The sequence below is a fragment of the Paraburkholderia sp. CNPSo 3274 genome, from assembly GCF_024206475.1.
In the GTDB taxonomy this organism is placed as follows: Bacteria; Pseudomonadota; Gammaproteobacteria; order Burkholderiales; family Burkholderiaceae; genus Paraburkholderia.
Genome location: NZ_JAMBPR010000035.1, coordinates 1 through 22615, shown reverse-complemented (window position 1 = coordinate 22615; position 22615 = coordinate 1). Strand labels below are relative to the sequence as shown.

At 62.9% G+C, this 22615-nt stretch carries 14 protein-coding genes, 1 rRNA gene and 1 pseudogene; 6 read left to right on the top strand and 10 right to left on the bottom strand.

Annotated elements, in window-relative coordinates:
• Positions 1–4 precede the first annotated feature (4 nt).
• The 3 genes from M3I54_RS23410 to M3I54_RS23400 all read right to left on the bottom strand — a co-directional run bounded on the left by M3I54_RS23410 (position 5) and on the right by M3I54_RS23400 (position 4445).
• Positions 5–1102, bottom strand: a complete 1098-nt coding sequence (locus M3I54_RS23410) for a PotD/PotF family extracellular solute-binding protein (protein WP_254340298.1) — start codon at positions 1100–1102, stop codon at positions 5–7.
• Between the two features lie 146 nt (positions 1103–1248).
• The gene (locus M3I54_RS23405) at positions 1249–2754 is read right to left on the bottom strand and encodes an aldehyde dehydrogenase family protein (protein ID WP_254340295.1); all 1506 of its coding nucleotides are present in this window, start codon (positions 2752–2754) and stop codon (positions 1249–1251) included.
• Positions 2751–4445, bottom strand: coding sequence for a 5-guanidino-2-oxopentanoate decarboxylase (locus tag M3I54_RS23400; protein WP_254340293.1), 1695 nt, complete (start codon positions 4443–4445; stop codon positions 2751–2753). Before M3I54_RS23400 ends, M3I54_RS23405 begins: the two co-directional genes overlap by 4 nt.
• 319 nt (positions 4446–4764) lie before the next feature.
• Here M3I54_RS23400 and speB point away from each other — a divergent pair, with 319 nt between their 5' ends.
• Positions 4765–5718, top strand: coding sequence for an agmatinase (speB, locus tag M3I54_RS23395; protein WP_254340291.1), 954 nt, complete (start codon positions 4765–4767; stop codon positions 5716–5718).
• A gap of 97 nt (positions 5719–5815) precedes the next feature.
• Here the strand turns inward: speB and M3I54_RS23390 are convergent, their stop codons facing one another.
• Positions 5816–6598, bottom strand: a complete 783-nt coding sequence (locus M3I54_RS23390) for an amino acid ABC transporter permease (protein WP_254340289.1) — start codon at positions 6596–6598, stop codon at positions 5816–5818.
• 63 nt (positions 6599–6661) lie between these two features.
• A complete protein-coding gene (locus M3I54_RS23385) occupies positions 6662–7375 on the bottom strand; it encodes a basic amino acid ABC transporter substrate-binding protein (protein ID WP_254340404.1) in 714 nt (237 codons plus the stop codon).
• Positions 7376–7593: 218 nt separating this feature from the next.
• Between M3I54_RS23385 and M3I54_RS23380 the strand changes: the two are divergent.
• A pseudogene (locus M3I54_RS23380) lies at positions 7594–7866 on the top strand (MFS transporter); the annotation flags it as partial.
• Positions 7867–8075: 209 nt separating this feature from the next.
• Here the strand turns inward: M3I54_RS23380 and M3I54_RS23375 are convergent.
• Positions 8076–9224 (bottom strand): porin, encoded by a 1149-nt coding sequence (locus tag M3I54_RS23375; RefSeq protein WP_302059094.1) that lies wholly within the window; start codon positions 9222–9224, stop codon positions 8076–8078.
• An 81-nt stretch (positions 9225–9305) separates the two neighbouring features.
• Positions 9306–10664 carry an aromatic acid/H+ symport family MFS transporter gene (locus M3I54_RS23370; protein ID WP_254340287.1) on the bottom strand — a complete coding sequence of 453 codons (1359 nt, stop codon included), beginning with the start codon at positions 10662–10664 and terminating at the stop codon, positions 9306–9308.
• Positions 10665–11369: 705 nt separating this feature from the next.
• Here M3I54_RS23370 and M3I54_RS23365 point away from each other — a divergent pair.
• Both M3I54_RS23365 and M3I54_RS23360 read left to right on the top strand, forming a co-directional pair.
• The gene (locus M3I54_RS23365) at positions 11370–12668 is read left to right on the top strand and encodes a TAXI family TRAP transporter solute-binding subunit (protein WP_254340285.1); all 1299 of its coding nucleotides are present in this window, start codon (positions 11370–11372) and stop codon (positions 12666–12668) included.
• A gap of 318 nt (positions 12669–12986) precedes the next feature.
• The gene (locus M3I54_RS23360) at positions 12987–14903 is read left to right on the top strand and encodes an AAA family ATPase (protein ID WP_254340284.1); all 1917 of its coding nucleotides are present in this window, start codon (positions 12987–12989) and stop codon (positions 14901–14903) included.
• A 33-nt stretch (positions 14904–14936) separates the two neighbouring features.
• On the opposite strand, the gene M3I54_RS23355 is transcribed toward M3I54_RS23360, so the two are convergent.
• Positions 14937–19778 carry an NAD-glutamate dehydrogenase gene (locus tag M3I54_RS23355; protein WP_254340283.1) on the bottom strand — a complete coding sequence of 1614 codons (4842 nt, stop codon included), beginning with the start codon at positions 19776–19778 and terminating at the stop codon, positions 14937–14939.
• Between the two features lie 177 nt (positions 19779–19955).
• On the bottom strand, positions 19956–20870 hold the full coding sequence (gene gcvA, locus M3I54_RS23350) for a transcriptional regulator GcvA (protein ID WP_375542196.1): 915 nt from the start codon (positions 20868–20870) through the stop codon (positions 19956–19958).
• A gap of 188 nt (positions 20871–21058) precedes the next feature.
• Here gcvA and M3I54_RS23345 point away from each other — a divergent pair, with 188 nt between their 5' ends.
• On the top strand, positions 21059–21763 hold the full coding sequence (locus M3I54_RS23345; protein ID WP_254340281.1) for an SDR family oxidoreductase: 705 nt from the start codon (positions 21059–21061) through the stop codon (positions 21761–21763).
• Between the two features lie 10 nt (positions 21764–21773).
• Positions 21774–22352: a pyridoxamine 5'-phosphate oxidase family protein gene (locus tag M3I54_RS23340; protein ID WP_254340275.1), complete on the top strand. Its 579-nt coding sequence runs from the start codon at positions 21774–21776 to the stop codon at positions 22350–22352.
• A gap of 95 nt (positions 22353–22447) precedes the next feature.
• Here M3I54_RS23340 and rrf read toward each other — a convergent pair.
• Positions 22448–22561, bottom strand: a 5S ribosomal RNA gene (rrf, locus tag M3I54_RS23335).
• Between the last annotated feature and the right edge of the window lie 54 nt (positions 22562–22615).

Below are 22615 nucleotides of genomic sequence, written 5' to 3'. Positions count from 1 at the left end.
GCGCTCACGCGGAAAAGATCTCGGTAAAGCGTTTGATCCACGCAGGCTGCAACGCGGCAAGCGCTTTGTCGTCATGAAGCACGGCCTTCTCGGCGATCTGCTGCGGCGACGGCACGAAGGCGCGGCTTTCGGCGGGAATGACCGCGCGCGAGTTCACCGGACCATTGAGCACGTCGGCGGCCATGCGGCCCTGCACGCCGGCATCGAGTGAATGATTGATGAAAGCGTGGATGAGATCGATATCGCCGGGATGTGACTTCGGAATCACCGTAAACATCAGCTGGGTTGCGAAGCCCTCTTTCATGCCGTAAGTCACGGCCATCTTGTACTCGGGCTTGCGGATCTGGTCCGGGAAGAATGCCGGTGCATAGATGCCGCCAATATCGAGCGAGCCAGTGCGGAACAGATCGGCGACCTGGTTCGGGTTTTCGCCGAGCGTCAGCACGCGGTCTTTCAACTGGGCGAGCTTTTTGAAACCCGGGTCGATATTCTGCTGGGAGCCGCCAGCCATCTTCGCGGCGATGATCGCCAGATCGACCGCTTCGGCCCACTCGGGCGGCGGAAGGAACAGGCGTCCCGCATACTTCGGATCCCAAAGTGCTTCGTACGTCGAGGGTGCGGTCTTCACGGTGGACGTGTTGTAGATCAGCCCGTCCGACCACAGCAGGTAGCCGACGCCGAATCCGTTGGCACCCGTCCGGTACTGCGGCGCGACGTCTTTCAGGTTTGGAAGCTTGTTCAGGTCCGGCTTCATCAGCAGGCCCGCATCGGCGAGACCGGAGGCGCCGACCCCGGCAAGCGTGATCACGTCGTAGGTCGGCCGGTCGCCGGCCGCCTTGAGTTTCGCGACCATGCCGGAGGTGCCATCGGCGCGGTCGGCGATCACCTGCGCGCCGGTCTTCTGGCTGAACGTGGCGGCGATGTTACGCAAGGCCGCTGCGCCGGTATCGTCGGACCAGGTAAGCAGACGAAGCGTCTTGCCCGCATAGCTCTTCTCCTGTTCCCTGGCAGTACTGATGAACGGCATGGGCAGCGCCGATGCCGCCAGAGCCGTGCCGATTGCCTTAATGGCCTGCCTTCTCCCCAGCTTGATCCCCTGCATGGTCATCTCCTGATTGAACCGTATGGCCGCTGCCCATTGCGCGCTGCCATTACCAAAAGTCACGCGAACGTGCTGCTTGAATGGACTCTACGTGCGTCAATAACCCGCAACAAACGAAATCTCTGCATGCGCGCCATGACAAATGCTCATGCGCCGCGAACGCATTCCGGAGCGCCGGCGCGCCCGGCAGGCATGAGCACCTGCTTGATTTCCTGGAAGGCGGCGAGCCCGAACGGACCCAGTTCGCGCCCGATGCTGCTGCGCTTGTAGCCACCCCATGAGGTCTGAGGAAAGATGACCTGCGGCGCGTTGATCCACACCACGCCCGCTTCCAGCTCGGCCGCCACTCGCCTGCCTCGCCCGGCGTCGCGCGTGACGACCGTGGCGACCAGGCCGAACTCGGTATCGTTGGCCGCGCCGATGGCCTCGTCTTCGGTATCGAAGCTGCGCAGACACAGCACGGGGCCAAAGATCTCCTCGCACCACAGCGGGCTTTCGAGTGGGATATCGACGAACATCGTCGGCTTCACGAAGTAGCCGGGACCGGCTGGCGCCTCGCCTTCGATCACGAGACGCGCGCCGTCCGCCTTGCCGCGCGCGATGTAGCGCCGCACGCGTTCGTACTGCGAGCGGTTGGTGAGCGGCCCCATTTGCACGCCGGGCTTGAATGGATCGCCCACGACCGTGCGCGTCGCCCGGTCTGCGAGACGCGCGGCAAGTGCGTCCGCTACAGGTCTCTCGACCAGCACACGCGAAGTGGCCGAGCACATCTGCCCGCCATTGAAGAACGCGCCGCCTGCAACGAGGTCGGTGGCGAGATCGAGATCCGCGTCGGCGAACACGATGATGGAGGACTTCCCGCCCAGTTCCAGACTCACACCCTTGATCGTGTCCGCTGCAGTTTTCATGACCTGCGCGCCAACCGCCGTGCTTCCGGTGAATGAAACCTTCGCGACGAGCGGGTGTGCCGCCAACGGCGCCCCGACTTCGGTGCCGGTGCCCGTAACGACGTTGACCACGCCTCTCGGCACACCGGCGTCCGCGATAATCGCCGCAAGCGCCAGCTCGGGCAGCGGTGTTATTTCGGATGGCTTGAGAATGACCGTGCAACCGGCCGCAAGCGCGGGCGCGAGCTTCCACGCCGTGGTGACCATCGGAAAATTCCACGGCACGATCAGCGCAACCACGCCCGCTGGCTCGCGCACGATGGTCGCCTGATAGTCGTCGCTGGGAATGGCGACCTCGGATTCGCCGATTGCGTCGAGTTGTTCAGCCAGGCCCGCGTAGTACTCGAAAGTGGCGACGACGTCGCTCACGTCGATTCGCGCTTCATCCAGCGGTTTGCCGTTGTTGAGCGACTGGAGCGCCGCCAGATGCTCGCGCCGGTCGCTCACGCCGTGAGCGATCGCACGAAGCAAAATTGCACGCTGTGCGCCGGTTGTCTTCTTCCAGGCGCGGAAAGCCCGTGCGGCGGCACGCACGGCGCAATCGACATCGGCGGCGTTGCCGGCCTCGACCTGGGCAATCGTTGCTTCGGTCGATGGGTTGACGACCGGCAGACGCTGGCCGCCCTCGCCCGCACACCAGAAGCCGTCAATGTAGAGCTGCGTACGCAGTGCCACGCCAGGCTCGAGCCATTCATGCTGTTTCATGCCGGCACCCGCGCAAACCAGTCTGCTTCGTTCACTTCGATCACGGTGGGGATGTCGCGCGATACGGCCTGCTTTAACTCGGCAGCAAGCGCATCGGGTGTGTCCACGCGGCAGGCCACGCAGCCGAAACCGCGCGCCAGCGCGAGAAAGTCAGGCGTATGGATATCGACGCCGACAGGCACGATGTCGCGCGCCGTCATGTACCGCCGTATCTCGCCATAGCCAAAGTTGTTCCACAAGAGAACCGTCACGGGCACCCTTGCTTCAACGGCGCTGGCGAGTTCCGGCAGCGTGAACTGCAGCCCGCCGTCGCCGATCAGGCACACCACGGGGCGATCGGGTGCCGCAAGCTTCGCGCCAACCGCCGCGGGCAGCCCATAGCCCAGCGTGCCGTAGCCGGTCGACGAGTTGAACCATGAACGCGGCTCCGGTGCATCGTGCACGAAGTTGCCCGCATACACGGGGCTGGTCGAGTCGCCCGCAATGATGACGTGTGGCAACGCGGCAGTGATCGTATCGACAAGGCGCTTCTGCGAGCGCGTCGGCGCGTCGTAGCTGGCCTCCACGGCCTGCCTCGCGAGCGCAACCCGCTGCGCGCCCCAGTCGCGCTGAAGCGCCGACGTGACGCATTCATGCAGCCGCGTCGACAGACTGCCAAGCGCTTGCCGCGCATCGGCGGCGATGGCCACGTCGGGACTGAAGTTGCGCATCAGTTGCTGCGCGTCGATGTCGATGCGGATCAGCCTGCCCTCAATCGAAAACCCGCCGTCGAACACCACGTCATAGTCGGTTTCGCCCAACTCGGTGCCGACCGCGAGCACGACATCCGCTTCGCGGACCAGCGCCCGCGTTGGCGGCAGCGATTGCGTCGAGCCGATCAGCAGCGGGTGTCCCGGCGGCAGCAGCCCCTTGGCGTTGATCGTCAGCGCAACCGGCGCCTGCAGGCGCTCGGCGAGTTCCCCCAGTTCGGCCGCGGCGTGCAGTGCACCACCGCCTGCGAGAATCAGCGGCCGTTGCGCCGTAGCGAGCAGGTCTGCCGCCGCAGCGAGGGCCGCCGGGCACCCTGCCGGCTTCGCTGGCAGCACGGCCGGGATCAGGTTCATGCCGCGAGCTGGCGCGACGATCACGTCCAGTGGAATCTCGATGTGCACGGGTCGCGGCCGCGCGCCGCCGAAAACGGCAAATGCTCGGGCCAGCACCTGGGGCAGTTCCGCAGCATCGAGCAGCGTATGCGAGAACGCAGTCAGCCCGGCGAACACGTCGCGCTGCGACGGCAGTTCGTGAAGGCGTCCGTCTCCGTTGCCGAGTTCGCGACGTGCATTCACGCTCGATATCACCAGCATCGGAATGGAGTCGGCATAAGCCTGCGCCATCGCGGTCGCGATGTTCGTCATGCCCGGCCCGGTGATGATGAAGCACACACCCGGTTTTCCGGTCACACGTGCATAGCCGTCCGCCATGAAGCCCGCACCCTGCTCATGGCGCGGCGTGACGTGGCGAAGGGACGAAGCGGCGAGACCCCGATAGAGCTCGACCGTATGCACGCCTGGGATCCCGAAAACGTACTGGACGCCGTATCCCTCGAGCAGGGTGACGAGCGCCTCTCCGCAGGTCAGGCCGGTTGTATGGGGCCATTGGATTGGCCGCGCGCCCGCTTCCTCGAAGCGGGCGGTAAATTCCGGATAGTTCATGGATGGTCGCGTTCCTGGTTGGTACCGCCAGATGCAGTTGCCGGCTCAGTTGGCCTATGAACCTGCATCTGCGTCGTTGTCCAAACCATTCTCAGCGGCGCCGCGCGGCGCGGACAATCGATATGTTTTCATGAGGTGCATGAGGTTCTTGCATGACCTGAGGAAAACCCGTGTCTTGAGTGCAAGGGTTTACGCCGATCCATGACTGGGAGACATGCATCGCATGAAATTATTTCGATTGTTCGTGTCCCGCCCTCGCGCAGAAAATGCATTCAGTGAATGCTTTTAAGCGTCTAACCAAATGCAACTGGAGCGAATCATGAACATGGAATACTTCCAGCCCCTGGGCGGCAACGCGATGCCGCGCTGCGGAGGGATCGCGACGATGATGCGACTGCCCAACGTGCAGAATGCCGAAGGGCTCGATGCATGCTTCGTCGGCGTGCCGTTCGATCTAGGCACATCGAATCGCACCGGCGCGCGTTTCGGGCCGCGCCAGATTCGCACCGAATCGGTGTTACTGCGCCCGTACAACATGGCGACACGCGCCGCGCCGTTCGATTCGCTGCGTGTCGCGGATATCGGCGATGTCGCGATCAATCCGTACAACCTCCCCGATTCGATCGCACGGATCGAGACCGCCTACGACGCAATCCTGAGCCACGGCGCAACGCCGATCACGCTCGGCGGCGACCATACGATCACGCTGCCGATCCTGCGTGCCATTCATCGCAAGCACGGCAAGGTTGGCCTGATTCACGTTGACGCGCATGCGGATGTCAACGACACGATGATGGGTGAGAAGATTGCGCACGGCACACCGTTTCGCCGCGCGGTCGAGGAAGGGCTGCTCGACTGCCAGCGTGTGGTTCAGATCGGTCTGCGCGGGACCGGCTACGCCGCCGAAGACTTCGACTGGTGTCGCGAACAGGGCTTTCGCGTGGTGCAAGCCGAGGAATGCTGGAACCGCTCGCTCGAACCGCTGATGGCAGAGGTGCGCGAGCGCGTTGGTGGAGGGCCGGTCTATTTGAGTTTCGATATCGACGGAATCGACCCGGCTTACGCGCCCGGCACGGGCACGCCGGAGATCGCGGGATTGACGGTCCCGCAAGCCCTCGAAATCATTCGTGGCGCATGGGGGCTCGACCTGGTGGGTGCAGATGTGGTCGAAGTCGCGCCGCCGTACGATCCGTTCGGCACCACCGCGCTGCTTGGCGCCAATCTCGCATACGAAGCGCTCTGCGTGCTCCCGCGTGTAAACCGCCGCGCGTGAATCAGGTCGAGCGTTCGCGAAACGCGGAGCGACGATCATCACCGCATCCGCAATCTGCTAACGCAGCCTACGCTGCCGTCAGCCCTTGTCTTTTGCGTTACCGCGCGACGTGATCGGTCCGCGCCAGGTGATCCTCCAGCCTGCGCAGGCCCATCGTCAGCGCCAATGTCATCAGCCAGTATGCTGCCGCGATCGCCAGGTAAGGCTCCCAGTAGCGGCCGTAGGCGCCGGCCACGGTGCGCGCAGCATAGGCCATTTCACCGAGACCGATAGCCGAGATCAACGACGTGTCCTTGAGCAGCGAAATCACGTTGTTGCCCAGGGGCGGCAGCATGCGCCGGAATGCCTGCGGGATCACAACGTAACGCATCATCTGTCCATGCGTCATGCCCAGCGACTGGCCCGCTTGCCTCTGGCCGATCGCAATCGACTGGATGCCTGCGCGAAATACCTCGGAGATATAGGCGCTGGAGTTCAACGTTAGCGCCGCCACACCCGAGATCAGCGCCCCGTGGTTCTGCTTCAAGGTACGCGCCAGATCGCCGCTGATTAAAAGCCCATGCACAGGATGGATGAACACCGGCATCACCGCGAAATGCATCAGCAGGATCTGCACGAACAACGGCGTGCCACGAAAGAAACTCACATAAGCCGTAGACGGCCAGCGCAGCGCATATTTGCACACCGTCCGCCACGGCTGATGCCTCGCGTCGGCAAGCCGCGCCAGCGCCAATAACAGGCCAAGGGCGCAGCCCATCAGCACGCACGCCACCGTCGTGCCAACCGTGACCAGCGCCCCCTCCCAGAACAGTTGCCTGTACTCCACCAGGATGTCCGGGCGGAACCACCCGAACCACATGACCGGATTGCTGTCTTCCATGCTCGCTTTCAATAAAAGGCCGAAGCGCGGGCGGGGCCCGGTGCGCGCCAGTGCATCACACCATTACTGCGGCTTGAAGTCCTGGTTGAACCACTTCTTGTAGATCACGTTGTAGCTGCCATCTGCGCGGATCGCAGCCAACCCGGCGTTGATCTTGTCCAGCAGGGCCTTGTCGCCTTTTCGCACGACGATTCCGTAATATTCCTTGGGGAAATTTGCGTCTTCCACGGTCTTGAGGCCAGGGTTCTGAGATACCCGGTACGCAATGACACCGTTGTCGCCAATCGCCGCGTCCACACCACCTGAAACCAGTTCGGAAATGATGAGCGGCGTGCTCTCGAATCGGCGGATATTCGGGTTGGTCTTGCCCACCTCACGGCTCATGACATCGTCAGCCGTGGAACCGCTCACCACGGAGACCTTCTTGCCATCCAGGTCCTTCAGCGATTTCACCGGACTGTTCTTCGGCACGGCGATCAACTGGCGCGCATCGAAATATGGCGCCGAGAAGTCAAAACTCTGCTTACGCTTATCGTTGATCGTGACGCCTGAGATGACCAGGTCCACGTCTCCGTTGTTGAGCGACGCGAAGATGCTGGTGAACGGCGTGTTCACGATACGCAGTTTCATATGCTGCTGCCTGGCGATCGCGTCGATGATGTCGATGTCAAAGCCTACGATCTGCTTGTCCTTGTTTTCAAACGCGAACGGTGTATACGTGGCGCTCGATGCCACGACCAGTTCGCGGTCTTCCGCGTGCGCGACGGCAGACCACATAGCGCAGGCGGCCACCGAGGCGGCAAGGGTGAGAATGAATTTTTTCACTGCGGCGTCGCCCCGAGACAAGAAAAGTCCGAAAAGTATATAGCAATCCACAAAAAAACCTACCTGCCAAAAATTCGTCGGCGTCCCGTTTCAGTCCCGCGCCGGGACGCTGCCCGAACGCTCGCGACCATCCGGCGCATCTTCGCCGAGCGGAGTGCGTTGAACATCGCGTGCGCCTCGCTTCCCCGTTAGCGATCGCCTCAATCGCGGTGCGCATCCTGCCGGTTCTGCTGCTCGGCTATCTCGCGGCGTCGATCGATCGTGTCAATGTCGGCTTTGCGAAGCTGCACATAGCACACGCGCCTGGGCTCTCCGACGCGATGTACGGATTTGGCGCCGGTATCTTTTTTCCCGGCTATTTTTTGTTCGAAGTGCAGAGCAATCTATTTCTGCATCGGGTCGGCGCTCGCCGCTGGCTTGCGCGGATCATGGTCAGTTGGGGTCCTGGAATCGCGCTGATCCACTGTCTCGCCAATCTCGCCGGTTTTCTCGGACCGTATATCGTTGGGTTCGTCAAGCAATGGAGCGGCAGCAGTGACACTTCGATATGGCTGATGGCCGCGATGCTGGTCGTCGGCGCGATGCTCGTGCTTTCGATGCCCGCGTGCCGTGCCTGTTCGTCTCCACTCGCTTTCGTGACGTCATCCAGGCGTCAGAACATCTGCCGGATGCCGGCCATCACACCGAGCTGCGACATGCCCGCCCCCGGTGACGCGCCCGCGCCGCCCTGGCTTATTGTGTAAGCCGCATGTGCGCTGTTGGCGAGGTAGCCGCCCTGCAAATAGACCGCCGAGCGCTTTGAAAACAGGTAGGTGCTGCGCAGCGTAACGAGTGTGCCGCGCGCGTTCTGGTCGCCGTTGATCATGCGATAGACGCCACCATCGAGCAGCCATGCCGGCGTCGCGTACCACGATGCAGTCATATAGTAGAGATTCGATTGCACGTTCGGCACCGCGCTCGAGACCGTGTCGACTCGACGCCCCAGCCAGCCACCGCCCACCTTCACCGGCCCGAGCTGGGCATACCCGTTCAGTTGGATGCGCGAGTCGGTATCGCCCGAGTCCGTAAGCGGTAGTGGTGTCACGCCGTCGAAGAAGTTCGCGGCTGCGCCGGGGCCGCCGCGTTGCTGATCGTACGCGGCCGCGACGCCGAAGCCCGGGGGTGCGTCGTAGCGCAGCATCGCCGACCATTGACGGCATGCCCGCGAGTCGCCCGGTATTTGCCCTGCACAGGTGCCCTGTCCGGGCGAGTTGCCGGTGCCTGCGGCGTCGCGGCCAAACGACCAGGTCGCACCCGCCGTTACGCCGTGCCATTTGCCCTTCCAGGCGACGGTATTGTCGCTGCGAGCGTTGGGCACGTAGTTGTCGAATGTACCGGTGCCGCCGTAGATGTCCGGCCCGAGCAGATCCGAATCCTGCAGCGCCCAAAACGTCATCGTGTATTGACGGCCAAAGCTCAAGACTCCGAATGGTCCTTCCAGGCCGACCCACGCCTGGCGCCCGAAGAGACGCCCGCCCTGCCCGCTGTCGCCGCCGCGCACGTTAAAGCCGCTTTCGAGCGCGAATAACGTGGACAAACCGCCGCCGAGCGGTTCGGCGCCGCGCAGGCCCCAGCGCGATGGCATCTCGCCCGTGATGCCGGGCATGCGTACGAGGCTGTCGCCCTCGCGATTTGCATGCGTCACATATTCGATGCCGGTATCGAGGATGCCGTAGAGCGTCACACTGCCCTGGGCTTGGGCCACGCTGCTTGCCGCCATGCCGAATGACGCCGCGCAGGTCGCGGCGATGAACTTTTTCATTAAAGGATCTCCAGTCATATCGACGTCGCTCGTGCGTTCGTCGTTTTATTTATGTCACTTCATGCGGCGCGTTCGCCCCGTTCATTCCCCACTCAGCAGCAATTCGTCTTGCGGCGCCAGGAGCGCCTGCGTTCGCCAGCGGCCGAGTGCCGTCATCGCAATGCCCGCAACGACCGCAGGCACGCCGACGATCACGAAGACCGAAGGCAACGTCAGCCCCATCGAGAGCATCGCGCCGCCCGCGACCGAGCCGACCACCGAGCCAAGCCGGCCAACGCCGTTGGCCCAACTCACGCCGGTTGCGCGGCAATCGGTCGGATAGAACGCCGCTGTGAGCGCATTGGCGCCGACCTGCGAGCCTGAAACGCAAAAACCGGCGAGGAATACAGCAAGCGCCGCGAGCCAGGGCGTTGCAGCGAGTGAGCCGATGGCGGCCGTGAACACGCCAGCCGCCGCATAGCTCGCACCGAGCACATAACAGGGGTTGAGCCGGTCCATGAGCCAGCCGAGCACGATCGCGCCGACCGTGCCGCCAACCTGGAACATCGCCGTGACAAGCGCAGCCGTGCGCAGCGAGGCGCCGGTCGTGCGCAGCAGCGTTGGCAGCCAGCTCGACAGCAGGTAGATCACGAGCAGGCTCATGAAGAAGGCCAGCCACATCAGCAGCGTGCCGCGCAGCAGCTCGGGACGGAACAATTGACTCACCGGCGAACCGCCCGTTTTCGCGCCGGACGTCGTGAACGTCGCGCCTGCGAGTTCGTCATCGGGAGCGATGCGCGCGAGCGTGCGTTCGATGCGCTCGCGATGTTCGCCGCGGCTTGCGAGATAGCGCACCGATTCCGGCAGCCGCCACGCGAGGAGCGGCACGAGTGCGATCGGTACAACGCCGCCCACGAACAGCACCGAGCGCCAGCCGTAATGCTCGATGAGCGCGGCGGCTGCGAACCCGCCGAGTGCGGAGCCGATCGTAAAGCCGCAGAACATCGTCGTGACGAGAAACGAGCGGCGTGTCGACGGACAGTACTCCGAAGTGAGCGTGATTGCGTTCGGCATGGCGCCGCCAAGGCCGAGACCGGTCAGAAAGCGCAGCGCGATCAGCACGCCGATCGACGGCGCGAACGCCGACATCGCACTCGCCACCCCGAATGCGCACACGCAAACGAGCAATAACCGCTTGCGTCCCACCCGATCGCCAAATGGGCCGAAAACGAGCGCACCGACCATCAGCCCTGCCAGCCCCGCGCCGAACAATGGCGCGAGCTGCGCGGGCTGCAGTTGCCACTGCAAGTGCAGCACGGGCGCGATGAAGCCGATCGCGGCGGTATCGAAGCCATCAATGGCAACGATCAGGAAGCAGAGCGTCACGACCAGTGTCTGAAACCGCGAGACGCGATGCCGATCGATGAAGGCCGTCACATCGACGGTGCGTGAGATTGCCATGGTTGTCTCCTCAGATTGCGGTTGCGCACCATGCGTACCGCTTCAGGCACTACGTTGCGAGCTGGTTGTGGTGGTACGTCAGGGCCAGGCGGCGCCCATTGGCGCGCCTGTCCCATCCCGCGCGGTGCGCGTTGCAGGCGCGCTGCGTCGGGGCTTTTCGGGGAATCGGGGGCCTTGCCAGGCTGTGCGTTACGCGCAGCGTTGAAAGGTCTTGGGACGCGCGCCGGTTTAACGCGCTGGGCAGTGTTCGCCGTGGCGAATGCCGACGCGCGGTGTGTCCGCAAGCGCCACCTGCCGCTTGCGCAGCGTTGTTGCTGACATCGTTGTCTCCTGTCTTTTTCAGCCTTTGGCGCAGCACGCTGGCTCTATGGGTCGATGTGACGGAGCCAATTAAACGCCATGGAGATATGCCGAGTAAAATGACAAATTCATATCCTCCATATGTTTTTTCATATATCTTAATCTGGAGGAAGTTTCGCGGACGCATCACCTGTACGCGTGGCGGCCTTCCAATCGGCAGCCTTGGCGGCGACTCAACCGGGTACTCGACACACTTGCCTGATGCTTGACGAGTCCGTTACGATGCGTTTCGATGTTCGATCACAGCGGATCATGGCACCGCGATCCTTGCTGCGGTGAATACTGGAGGCGTGGATAACGATGCCCCGACACAATCCAGCACTGCATCGCAGCCAGAAAGGCCCCATGACCAGGGCGCGGCGGCACTTCCTGATCATCGGCGTAATCATTCTGTTGGCAGTGTCTGGCTGGGTGGTGGCGATCGTGGCCGCACCCGCGTTCCAGCGCACCATCGTCATGACCAGCGGCGCGGACAACGGCATCTATCGCGGCTTCGCGGATCGATATGCGCCCATCCTGAAGCGCGCGGGCATCAAACTCGATATCCGCAGTTCTTCCGGCGCGGTGGAGAACTATGAGCGGTTGAGAGACCCGAACAGCGCCTACGAAGTCGGTTTCATCCAGTCGGGTACCATCAGCCCGAAGGAGACCGACGGTCTGCAGACGATCGCCGCCGTGTCGTACGAACCGATCTGGGTGTTCTATCGCGGCGACACGACGATCGACCGGCTGTCGCAACTCCGTGGCAAGAGAATTTCGATGGGCGTGCCCGGCAGTGGCCTGCTCAACGTTGCGCAGGTATTGCTCGGCTACAGTGGCATCACGAGCCAGAACTCCACCCTGCTGCAAATGGATGCACCTGCAGCTTATCGGGGGCTCGAAAGCGGCCAGATCGACGCGGCTTTCTTCATCGGCAGGCCCGACGCCGATATGCAGAAGACGCTGCTGAACAGCAGTCTCAAGTTGATGAATTTTGCGCAGGCCGACGCGCTGGTTCAGAAGTTCCCGTCGCTTTCAAAAATCGTCTTGCCACGCGCATCGACAAGTGTCGCGGATGATCTGCCGCGCACCGACGTCACGCTGCTCGCAGCAACGGCGCTGCTAGTCTCGAAAGATACGCTGCATCCCGCGCTCGTCTACCTGCTGCTCGACGCGGCTCACACTGTTCACGGTGGCGAAGATTACTTCACCCCGCTCGGCACGTTCCCTAACCTGAAGACGGAAGAATTCCCGCTCTCCGACGAAAGCGGTCGCTACTTCAAATCCGGCCAGCCGTTCCTGTACCGCTATCTGCCGTTCTGGCTAGCGAGTGTGATTGAACGACGGCTGTTGATCCTCGTGCCGTTCGCGGCGCTCCTGATCGGCTTGCTTCAGGCATTGCCGCGCCTGCTCGAAGCGCGGATGAAAAAGCGGCTCGTGGTCTGGTACCGCGAAATCAAGGCACTGGAAGACGAAGTGTGGAGCAACAGCGAGCCGACCCGCTCACAGATTGCGCAATGGAGCGAAGAAATCGAAAACATCGACGCGAATGCGAGCCGGATACGAATTCCGTATCGATATTTTCAGGACGTCTACGCGCTCAAGCAGGCGATCGGTGTCGTGCGGGACCGGATAGCACACGTTGCGCAGCGAACTACGGGTTAGCGGAAAAAGTTCGAGCCGGCTTGGCATCGTCTGGCCCTCTTCGGCAAACCACCCCAAACAGGCGTAGATCGCTGTTCGCGCCCCGTCAGAAACCAGGCACCCACACTAAATCACCGGATTAAAAGGTATTTATCCGCCAATCCTCTTATTCGCGTACCGCCCAACGCAGGCATAATTCCAAAGGAGCAGCGCGATTAAAAGGGTCGTTTTCGTATTCCTGAATATCCATGGACTACGCAAGGCGAGACGTTCGAGCGCCTCCAGTCCCACGATAGATTATCCGGCGTCGTCATGGCGACGCCAGGCAGGAATGGATTCATGAAACCGGCAAGGAATTCGCGGTGGTCACGCTTTGGCCGACACGTGGCATTGGGTGTATGCGCGGCCGCGCTCGCGGCGACGGCTGGCTTTTTCTATTGGCACCATGAAGCGAATCTTGCGCGGTCCCAGCCTGCAGCGCTGACCGGTGTCGCCAGCGACATGCGGCATGACGCGTCGCCATGGACGAAGCGCGAGAAAGATGCCTCGGAATTGCTGCGCGATATTCGCGACCGCGATGTCGCCGCAATCGGCGTGAGCCGCGAAGCGATTCTCGTCTCGACGCTCAAGGGCGAAAAGTATTATGTGGCCGATCATAATGGCGCGTTCGCGAACGCCCTGCTACTCGGCGATCTGAAGCCGGACGCGACGCCGTCCTGGCAACTCGTCTGGTTGCCGCACGCCGATGTGCGCATCGGCGCCGAGCGTTGGACAGAAGCCCTCGACCGCCTGCGCGACGCACTCAGTCTGCTGCTCCCCGTGCTGATGCTAGGCGGCTTGCTGTGGTTCATGCGCCGGGAAATGGGCGGCGGCGCGCAATTGCTCGGCGAATCGCCTACGTTGCGCTTCGACGACGTGATTGGCGCGGGCGAAGCGAAAGCCGCGCTCGCTGACGTGCGCGCGTGGCTCACCGAGCCGGCGCAGTTCACGGGCATGGGCGTGCGCGCGCCCTGCGGCGTGCTGATGACGGGCGGCCCAGGCGTTGGCAAGACGCGCCTCGCGCAGGCGCTTGCCGGCGAATGCGGCGCGAATTTCATCGCCATCACGGGCAGCTATTTCAGCGCGAAGTATTACGGCGTGGGCATTCAGAAGGTCAAGCGCCTGTTCGAGCTCGCGCGCAAGAACGCGCCCACGGTCATCTTCATCGACGAGGCGGACGGACTCGGCAAGCGCACCGATACGGGCGGCGGCCCGGTCGAGGCGGAAAGCAACCGCATCATCAACCAGTTGCTCGCGGAGATGGATGGGTTCGAGTCGAACGAAGGCGTGATCATCGTTGCCGCGACCAATCATCCGGACAATCTCGACGAAGCGCTGCGCCGCCCTGGCCGTTTCGACCGCACGGTGCAGGTGCGTCTGCCCGACCTGGAGGATCGCGCAGAAATTCTGCGCTTCTACGCCGGCAATCTGAAGACGAAAGCCGACGACATCGATTTTAACCAGCTCGCGCGGCTGACCACGGGCCTTTCGCCGGCCACGCTCTCGATGATCGTGAATCAGGCGGGTCTTGTTGCGCGCAAAGCCGGTAAGCAGGAAGTGGCCGCGGTGCATTTTCTCGAGGCGACCAAGATTGCGCGCATTGGCGACGTCAACGGCGCAGAGCGCGCGCTTTCGGACGACGAGCGCTCGCGCATTGCGATCCATGAAGCGGGACATGGCCTCGTCGCCGCCCTCCTCGGCACCGGCGTGCTCGAAGAAGTGACGATTTTGCCGCGTGGCGGCGCGTTGGGCGTGGCGCTGATCACGAAAATGCAGGACAAGTACCTGTATCGCGAGACGGAAATGCGCAACGAGATCCAGGTGCTGCTGGGCGGGCGCAATGCGGAACTGCTCATGTTCAGCGAAGCATCGAGCGGCGCGGCGCAGGATTTGCAGGAGGCCTCGCGCATCGGCCTCGACATGGTGTCGAAGCACGGCTTCAACGCGGATGGCAATCTGTTCAGCCTCGCGGCCCTGCCGCAGCAGGTTGCTGGCCTGCAGTTGAAGACGGCGATCGAGCACGCGAACGGGCTGCTGCACGAACTCAACGACGCGTGCTTCGTGTTGCTGCGTGCGAACGAGCCGGTGCTGCGCGCGATCGCCGATCAGTTGCTCGAGTCGGAGACGGTGCCCGGCGAGACGGTCTATCGTCTGATTCGCGAGCATGCGGCAGCCGTGGCGAGCACGCAGGCGGTGACCGAAGCGGCCGCCGCGTGAGAGCCGCTTCCACCGCCGTCATCGCTCGAGTCATCAAGCCCTTTCGAGCGCCGCCATTGCCCTCACGATCACGAGCAGCACGGAAAGACTCACACCGCTCGAAGCACGCAGTTCCGTAAGCAACTGCCCATAGCGCCCAAGCGCTGCCTCGTGCTGAGCGCACCATGCGTCCACGAGCGTTTGTGCGTCCGCGGCATCGGCGTCTTGTGCAAGCACGCTCGTCGTGAGAGCGCGCTTGAGATGCGCCACCTCGGCGAGCGCCGCCGCGCGCGCCATGGTGTCCCAATGCGTCGGCGTAGGCAGCGTCGCCGCACGCTCGCCAATCCAGCTGTAATTGAGCCGCGTGCCCAAGGCGAAGTATGCGGCCGCTACGCGCTCAAGCGGGCGGGCGCACGCCGCCGCCACATCGGCGATGTCCAGCAGTGCTACCGAAATATCTCCGCTCGCCACGCGTAGCGCGAGCGCGTTTTCGACGCCCGCCTTCACGAGCTCGCCCTGGCGTGCCGAAAGCGCTTCGAGATCCGCTTCGGGCAACAGCGTCGGCAATTGCGGCGCGAGGCGCTGAGCGGCGTCGCGGCAACGCGCCAGCAGCGTGCTCACGCCATCGCTACCCACCGCGCCCGCCTGCAGATGCCGCAGGAACCAAAGCGCCGCGCGTTCGAGCAGCCGCGCTATGTCGACGAACATGCGCGCCTGCACGTCGTCGGGCACGCGGTTGTCGAGCGCGTCGATGGCGCGCCAGATATCGTCAAGGCCGAATACGTCGCGCGCCATGATGCACGCGCGCACGATTTCGCCGGGCTGCGCGTCGGTTTCCTCCATCAAACGGTGCACGAATGCGCAGCCCACGCGGTTCACGAGCGCGTTCGTCAGATGCGTCGCCAGAATTTCGCGCCGCAGCGGATGCCGATGCATGGGTTCGCTAAAGCGCTGCTGCAGCGGCTGCGGAAAGTAGTCGATCAGCAAGTCCGCGACGAGCGGGTCTTCCGGAACGGCTGAGTCGAGCAACGCGTCGTAGAGCCACATCTTGCTGTAAGCGAGCAGCACGGCGCGCTCAGGCGACGTGAGCCCGAGTTTCGCGGCCTGGCGTTCGGCGATTTCGTCGTCGGTCGGCAGGAACTCGATATGGCGGTTCAGACGTCCAGCGCGTTCGAGCCAGCGCATGAGGCGCGATTCGGCATCGAGCAGTTCCACAGCGTAGCGGCCCGCGATCGACAGCGCCTGAGTCTGGTAGTAGTTGTCGCTCAGCACCAGTAGTCCGACTTCGTCGGTCATCTCCGCGAGCAAGCTGTTGCGCTGTTTCGTCGTCATCTCGCCGTCGGCCACCACGAGTCCGAGCAGGATCTTGATGTTCACTTCGTGATCCGAACAATCTACGCCTGCTGAGTTGTCGATTGCATCCGTGTTCATGTGGCCGCCATGCTGCGCGAATTCAATGCGCCCGAGCTGCGTGGCGCCGAGATTGCCGCCCTCGCCCACGACCTTGCAGCGCAGTTCCGAGCCGTTGACGCGCACGGCGTCGTTGGCGCGGTCGCCGACCTGCGCGTTGGTCTCGCGCGCGGCTTTCACATAGGTGCCAATGCCTCCGTTATAGAGCAGATCGACGTTCGCCAGCAGGATCGCGCGAATCAACTCGGTTGGCGAAAGCGCTGCCGCTTCGATGCCGAGTGACGTGCGCACCGCGGCCGAAAGCGGGATCGTCTTCATGGTGCGCGCGAACACGCCGCCGCCCGCCGATATCGTGGCCGGATCGTAGTCGGCCCAGCTCGAGCGTTCGAGCGCGAAGAGCCGGGTGCGCTCCGCGAGGCTCACGGCCGGATCGGGATTGGGGTCGAGGAAAATATGACGGTGATCGAAGGCTGCGACGAGCTTGATATGCGGTGAGAGCAGCATGCCGTTGCCAAACACGTCGCCCGACATGTCGCCAATGCCGACCACGGTGAAATCGGTGGCCTGCGTATCCACGCCCATTTCGCGGAAATGCCGCTTGACCGACTCCCACGCGCCGCGCGCCGTGATCGCCATCTTCTTGTGGTCGTAGCCCACGGAGCCGCCCGAGGCGAAAGCGTCGTCGAGCCAGAAGCCGTATTCGGCGGATATCGCGTTCGCATAGTCGGAGAACGTGGCGGTGCCCTTGTCGGCGGCTACGACGAGGTACGGGTCGTCGGGGTCGTGGCGTACGACATCCGGCGGCGGCACGATCGCGTTGTTCACGAGATTGTCGGTGAGATCGAGCAGGCCGCGCAGGAAGGTCTGATAGCACGCCACGCCCTCGCGCATCCATGCTTCGCGGTCGCTCGCGGGCGGCGGATTCTTCACGACGAAGCCGCCCTTCGATCCCACCGGCACGATCACGACGTTCTTCACCATCTGGGCTTTCATGAGGCCCAGCACTTCGGTGCGGAAGTCTTCGCGGCGATCCGACCAGCGCAGGCCGCCGCGCGCGACGCGCCCGCCGCGCAAATGCACGCCCTCCACGCGCGGCGAATAGACCCAGATCTCGAACATGGGCTTGGGTTCGGGCAGCCCGGGCACTTTTGACGGATCGAATTTGAACGAGAGCGAGGGCCGCTCAGCGCCATTGGCTTCGCGGCGGAAATAGTTCGTGCGCACCGTCGCATTGATCACGCCGAGGAACTGCCGCAGGATACGGTCTTCGTCGAGATTGGGCACCTGGTCCAGCGCGCTTTCAATGGCCTTGAGCATGAGCGCCGTGCGTTCTTCCCGAGCCTGTGAATCGCGTGGATCGAATCGGAGTATGAACAGTTCGACGAACTGTCGGGCAATCGCGGGGTTGCCGGTTAGCGCACGCTCGATATAGGCGTCGCTGAATGTCGAGCCCACCTGGCGAAGATACTTTGCATAGGCACGCAGGATCGTGACTTCGCGCGCGCTCAGATAGGCGCGCAGTACGAGCCGGTTGAAATCGTCGTTTTCGATGCGTGCGTTCCAGACGCTTTCGAATGCGTCTTCGAACAGCCCCTTCACACGTTCGATGTCGAATTCGGCGTCGTCCGCGAGTTCGAGGCCGAAATCGTGGACCCATGCAGGCGCGCAGGACGGCGCCTCGATCACATAAGGCCGCTCTTCATCCACGCGCACGCCGAGATGTTCCAGCATCGGCAGGCTGCGCGAGAGCGCAATCGCTTCGCCCGCGCAATAGACCTTGAAGCGGAACGTACGCGGCCCCGCCTCGATGGGCCGGTACAGATTCATCGCAATGCGCGGCGTTCCCTGCACGCGCTCGATCAGCTCGATGTCGCGTACCGCCGTGCGCGCCGGATAGTCGTCGCGATAGCCCGGTGGAAATGAATCGGCGTAGCGATGCAACAGACTCGTGCCCTGCTCTTCGCCGAAGGCGTCGAGCAACGCATCAGCCAGATCGTCCTGCCAGCGTCGCGTGACCTGCACAAGCCGCGCTTCCAGTTCGTGCGTGTCGACTTCGGGCATCGTGCCGGGCTCGGCGTGCACGACGAAATGAATCCGCGCGATAGCCGACTCCGAAAGCAGCGGCGTGAACTCCACGGAAACGCCGTTGAAGGCCTCCACGAGCAGGTTTGCAATCCGCCGCCGCAGATCGGTGTTGTACTTGTCGCGCGAGACATACACGAGGCATGAAACGAAACGGTTGAAGCGGTCGCGCCGCACGAATAGCCGCGTGCGCTGGTGTTCCTGCAAGCGCAGCACACCGAGCGCGATGTCGAAAAGCTCGTCCTCACTGGACTGCAGCAGTTCGTCGCGCGGATAGGTTTCGAGCACCGTCACCAGCGATTTGCCGAGATGGCCTTTCGGCAGAAACCCCGCGCGCCGCACGATGTTCGCGCATTTGCGCCGCACGATCGGGATTTCGGCGGTGGAGACCATATAGGCGGTCGAGGTGTAGAGGCCCACGAAGCGGCGCTCGCCGCACACCTTGCCATCCGCCCCGACGAGCTTCACCCCAACATAGTCCAGATAGCCGGGCCGGTGCACAGTGGCGCGCGAGTTCGCTTTTGTCAGGAAAATGGGCCACGCGCCGCTGATGATGTCGACGGCCGCGGGCGGCAGCGGCGTGATGTCGGGCGTGCCCGGCGCGCGCAGCGATTCGCGCAGAATGCCGAGGCCCGAGCCTTCCTCGCCGCGCAGGGCGTAGCCGCCGTCATGCGAAACCAGCGCGTAATCGCGCTGGCCGAGGAAGGTGAAATGATCGGCCACCATCCATTCGAGAAACGCGCGAGCTTCGATGTCCTCTGCGCTCGTTTCGCGCGCTTTCATCGTCTTGATGGTGGTGCGCGCGGCCTCGAGCAGGGTCGGCCAATCTTCTACGGACGCGCGCACGTCGCCAAGCACCTTGGCGATGTCGCGGCGCAACTCGTCGAGCTTTGCTGCGTCGCCGCAGCGGTCTACCTCGAAATGGATGAACGAGGCGAGTTGCGATTGCCCGTCGCCGGCGCTAGCGCCGCCCTCGTCCACACGCTCGATCGTGCCGTCCTTGCCGCGCCAGATCCGGAATACGGGGTGCAGCGCGGAATGCAGGGCGAGGCCCAGACGGTTGACGGCCATGGAAACCGAATCGACGAGAAACGGCATGTCGTCGTTCACGATTTCGATGACCGTATGGTCCGAATGCCAACCGTGCTGTTCGAGGATCGGGTTGTAGACCTGCATGCGCTCGCTGCCCGGCACGAAGCGCTGCGCGGTGCGCCAGTGCGCCATGGCGGCGCCGTAGAGGTCGGCGATGCCGCGGCTACGCAGATCTTCGGCGTCGGCGAAATCGTAGTAGTGCCGCAGGAATGGCTCGACGATCTGGAATGTCGGCTCGGGCAAGCGCGCCCGCGCAAATTCCATGACGTCGGAGAGCAGATGGGCGACGAATTCTTCGTTCCTCGCAAGCATGACGAACTCCTTGGCGGATAGTCATCGACTGCATCGGCGGTTCAGTCATTATGCACCGGCAAGGTGATCGAACGATGAATGCGTGCGCACGTGCTGCCTCTCGGTGAGACGCTGCGCTGCAATGCAATGCGGAATTGGCGCAGAACTTGCTGGCTGCGAACGCCCGCTTCAACGCGCTTATGTAGCCGCTTTCGATGCGGATTTGAAGTGGGCGAGCAGCCAGGTGCGCAGCTTCTGGCTCGTCTCCCACCGGACGCTGGTCTGCGGGAGGACAACGTAGTAACCCAGCGACAGTGGCAACGAAAAATCGAACAGGCGTCGCAGCCTTCCGGCCGCGATATCGCGCTCGACGAGATGTTCGCTCGTGAGCGCAATGCCCTGCCCGGCAATGGCGGCATCGATGGCGAGCGACGATTGACTGAAGTGCGGCCCTTTCAGTGTGCCCAGTTCGTTTGGGCAGCCCAATGCATTGAAAAACTCCGGCCACAGATCATGAGAATCGTGGAGCAGCACATAATTTTCCAGGTCCGAGATCGTGCGCACCGGGTAATCGGGCTTGAGCAGCTGCGGGCTGGCCACGGCGAACACCTGCAACGGAAATAGCAGGTCGCTGACGAGACCTTTCGCGAACGGTGGCTTGCCGAGCCGAACCGCGATATCCACGCCATCGGACCTGAAGTTGCAAAGCGCCGCATCAGCAATAATACGGACGTCGATTTCCGGGTGGCTCTCTCCAAACTCTGCTAGCCTGGGTATCAGCCATTTCGAAGCGAATGACGGCGTCGTGCTGATCGTGAGGGACGTCGAACGCCGGTTCAGCGCCGCGGTCGCGTCGGCGACGATCGTGAGCGCCCGTTGAACGGCAGCGAAGTAAGTCTGCCCCTCGGTCGTGAGAGCGAGACCCCGCGGTCCCCGCGCGAAAAGGGGCAAATTGAGGGCTTCCTCCAGCACACGCACCTGTTGCGCGACGGCGCCTTGCGTGACGCCGAGCTCCTCGGACGCGAGGCGGAAATTGAGGTGCCGGGCGGATGCGTCGAACGCGCGGAGCGCATTCAGCGGCGGCAGGTGGCGTGGCTTCAATGAGTGCTTCAACGCGTATATTGGCTAGCGGAAAGCCGGCGATCAACCAGCAGCGATCCAGCAATGAGCCAGTAGGAATTTTATTGTCAGACGATAGAAAACATCATTCGACAACCAAATCATAACGCCATACAGTTTCCAGACGAAGTCTCATGCAGCGTAGCTCTGACGCGCTGAATCCAATTCAAGGAGGGAGCACCATGGCAGTAGAAAAAATAGCACTCGTCACGGCAGCCGGCAAGGGTATGGGCGCGGCGATCGCGCGCGAACTGGCAGCCAGCGGCTACCGACTGGCCTTGATGTCGCCCTCCGGCAGCGCGGCCGAACTGGCGAGAGAGCTTGGCGGATTCGGCTTTACGGGCTCGGTTACCGAGCCGGACTGTATCGACCGATTCGTTCGCGAAACGCTCGAAAAGTATGGCCGCATCGACGCGGTGGTGAACAACACGGGGCATCCGCCGAAGGGGGATCTGCTTTCTATCGCAGACGAACAGTGGCACCTCGGGCTCGATCTCATCTTGCTCAACGTCGCTCGCGTGCTGCGTCACGTGACGCCTGCGTTTCTCGAGCAAGGCGGCGGCGCGGTGGTGAATATTTCGAGCTTTGCCGCCGATGCGCCTGAGCAGGCCATGCCTGTTTCTTCTGCGCTGCGCGCCGCATTGAGTTCGTTCACGCGCCTTTATGCCGATCGTTACGCAAAGGACAATATTCGAATCAACTCCGTACTGCCGGGATTTATCGACAGCTGGCCCGAAACGCCCGAGATCGTCGCCCGCATTCCGGTTGGCCGCTTTGGGAAGACACAGGAAATCGCACAAACGGTCGCGTTCCTGTTGTCGGATGCCGCGGGATACATCACGGGGCAAAACATCCGGGTCGATGGCGGCATCGTGCGTGGTCTGTAACGCGGCAAATATGGATCAGATCGTCGATGAGGTCTGGGCACGCCTGCATGCGGGCGCAAACGCGGGAAAAGAGCGTTCGCCCTTCACGATGTTACAGGTCGCGACGATCGCGCTAGACGGGGCACCTGCCGTGCGGACGGTCGTGTTGCGCCGTGTCTCTCGCGAGCAGCGTTCAGTCGTGTTTCATACCGACGTGCGGTCTACGAAGGTGTCCGAATTGAGGCGCGACCCGCGCATATCGCTCGTCGGCTGTGATCTCGACGGCGGGATCCAGATAAGGCTGCACGGCGTTGCGAGAATCGTCGAGACGCCCCTGGAAACGAGAGCGGCCTGGAACTCGAGCAGACCTCGGACGTTGATCGTCTATCGCACGCCGCTTGCACCCGCGACACCGGTTGCGTCTCCCGCCGAGGCGCATGCAACGAAGCACGCCGAAGATATCGACTCATCAGCGGGATTCGAAAACTTCTGCCTGATTGATGTGACCGTATCGAGAATTGACTATCTTGATCTGAATCCCGCAGGGCCTATGCGGGCCAGTCTGGTGTTTGAAGAAGGCGAATGGCGCGGGACCTGGCTCGCGCCTTAAATTGGCGAGCCGTTTTTTATTTCCCACGCGCCCAAACGCCAGAACCCCGGCTCTCTTTCGGAGACACCGGGGTTCTGGACGTTACAGCATAAGGAGCCTGACGATTACCTACTTTCACACGGGCAATCCGCACTATCATCGGCGTGGAGCTGTTTCACGGTCCTGTTCGGGATGGGAAGGGGTGGGACCAGCTCGCTATGGTCATCAGGCATGACGGGTTGCTGCGTCGCGGTGTTATCGCGCCACAGCCAATCGGGAAGAAG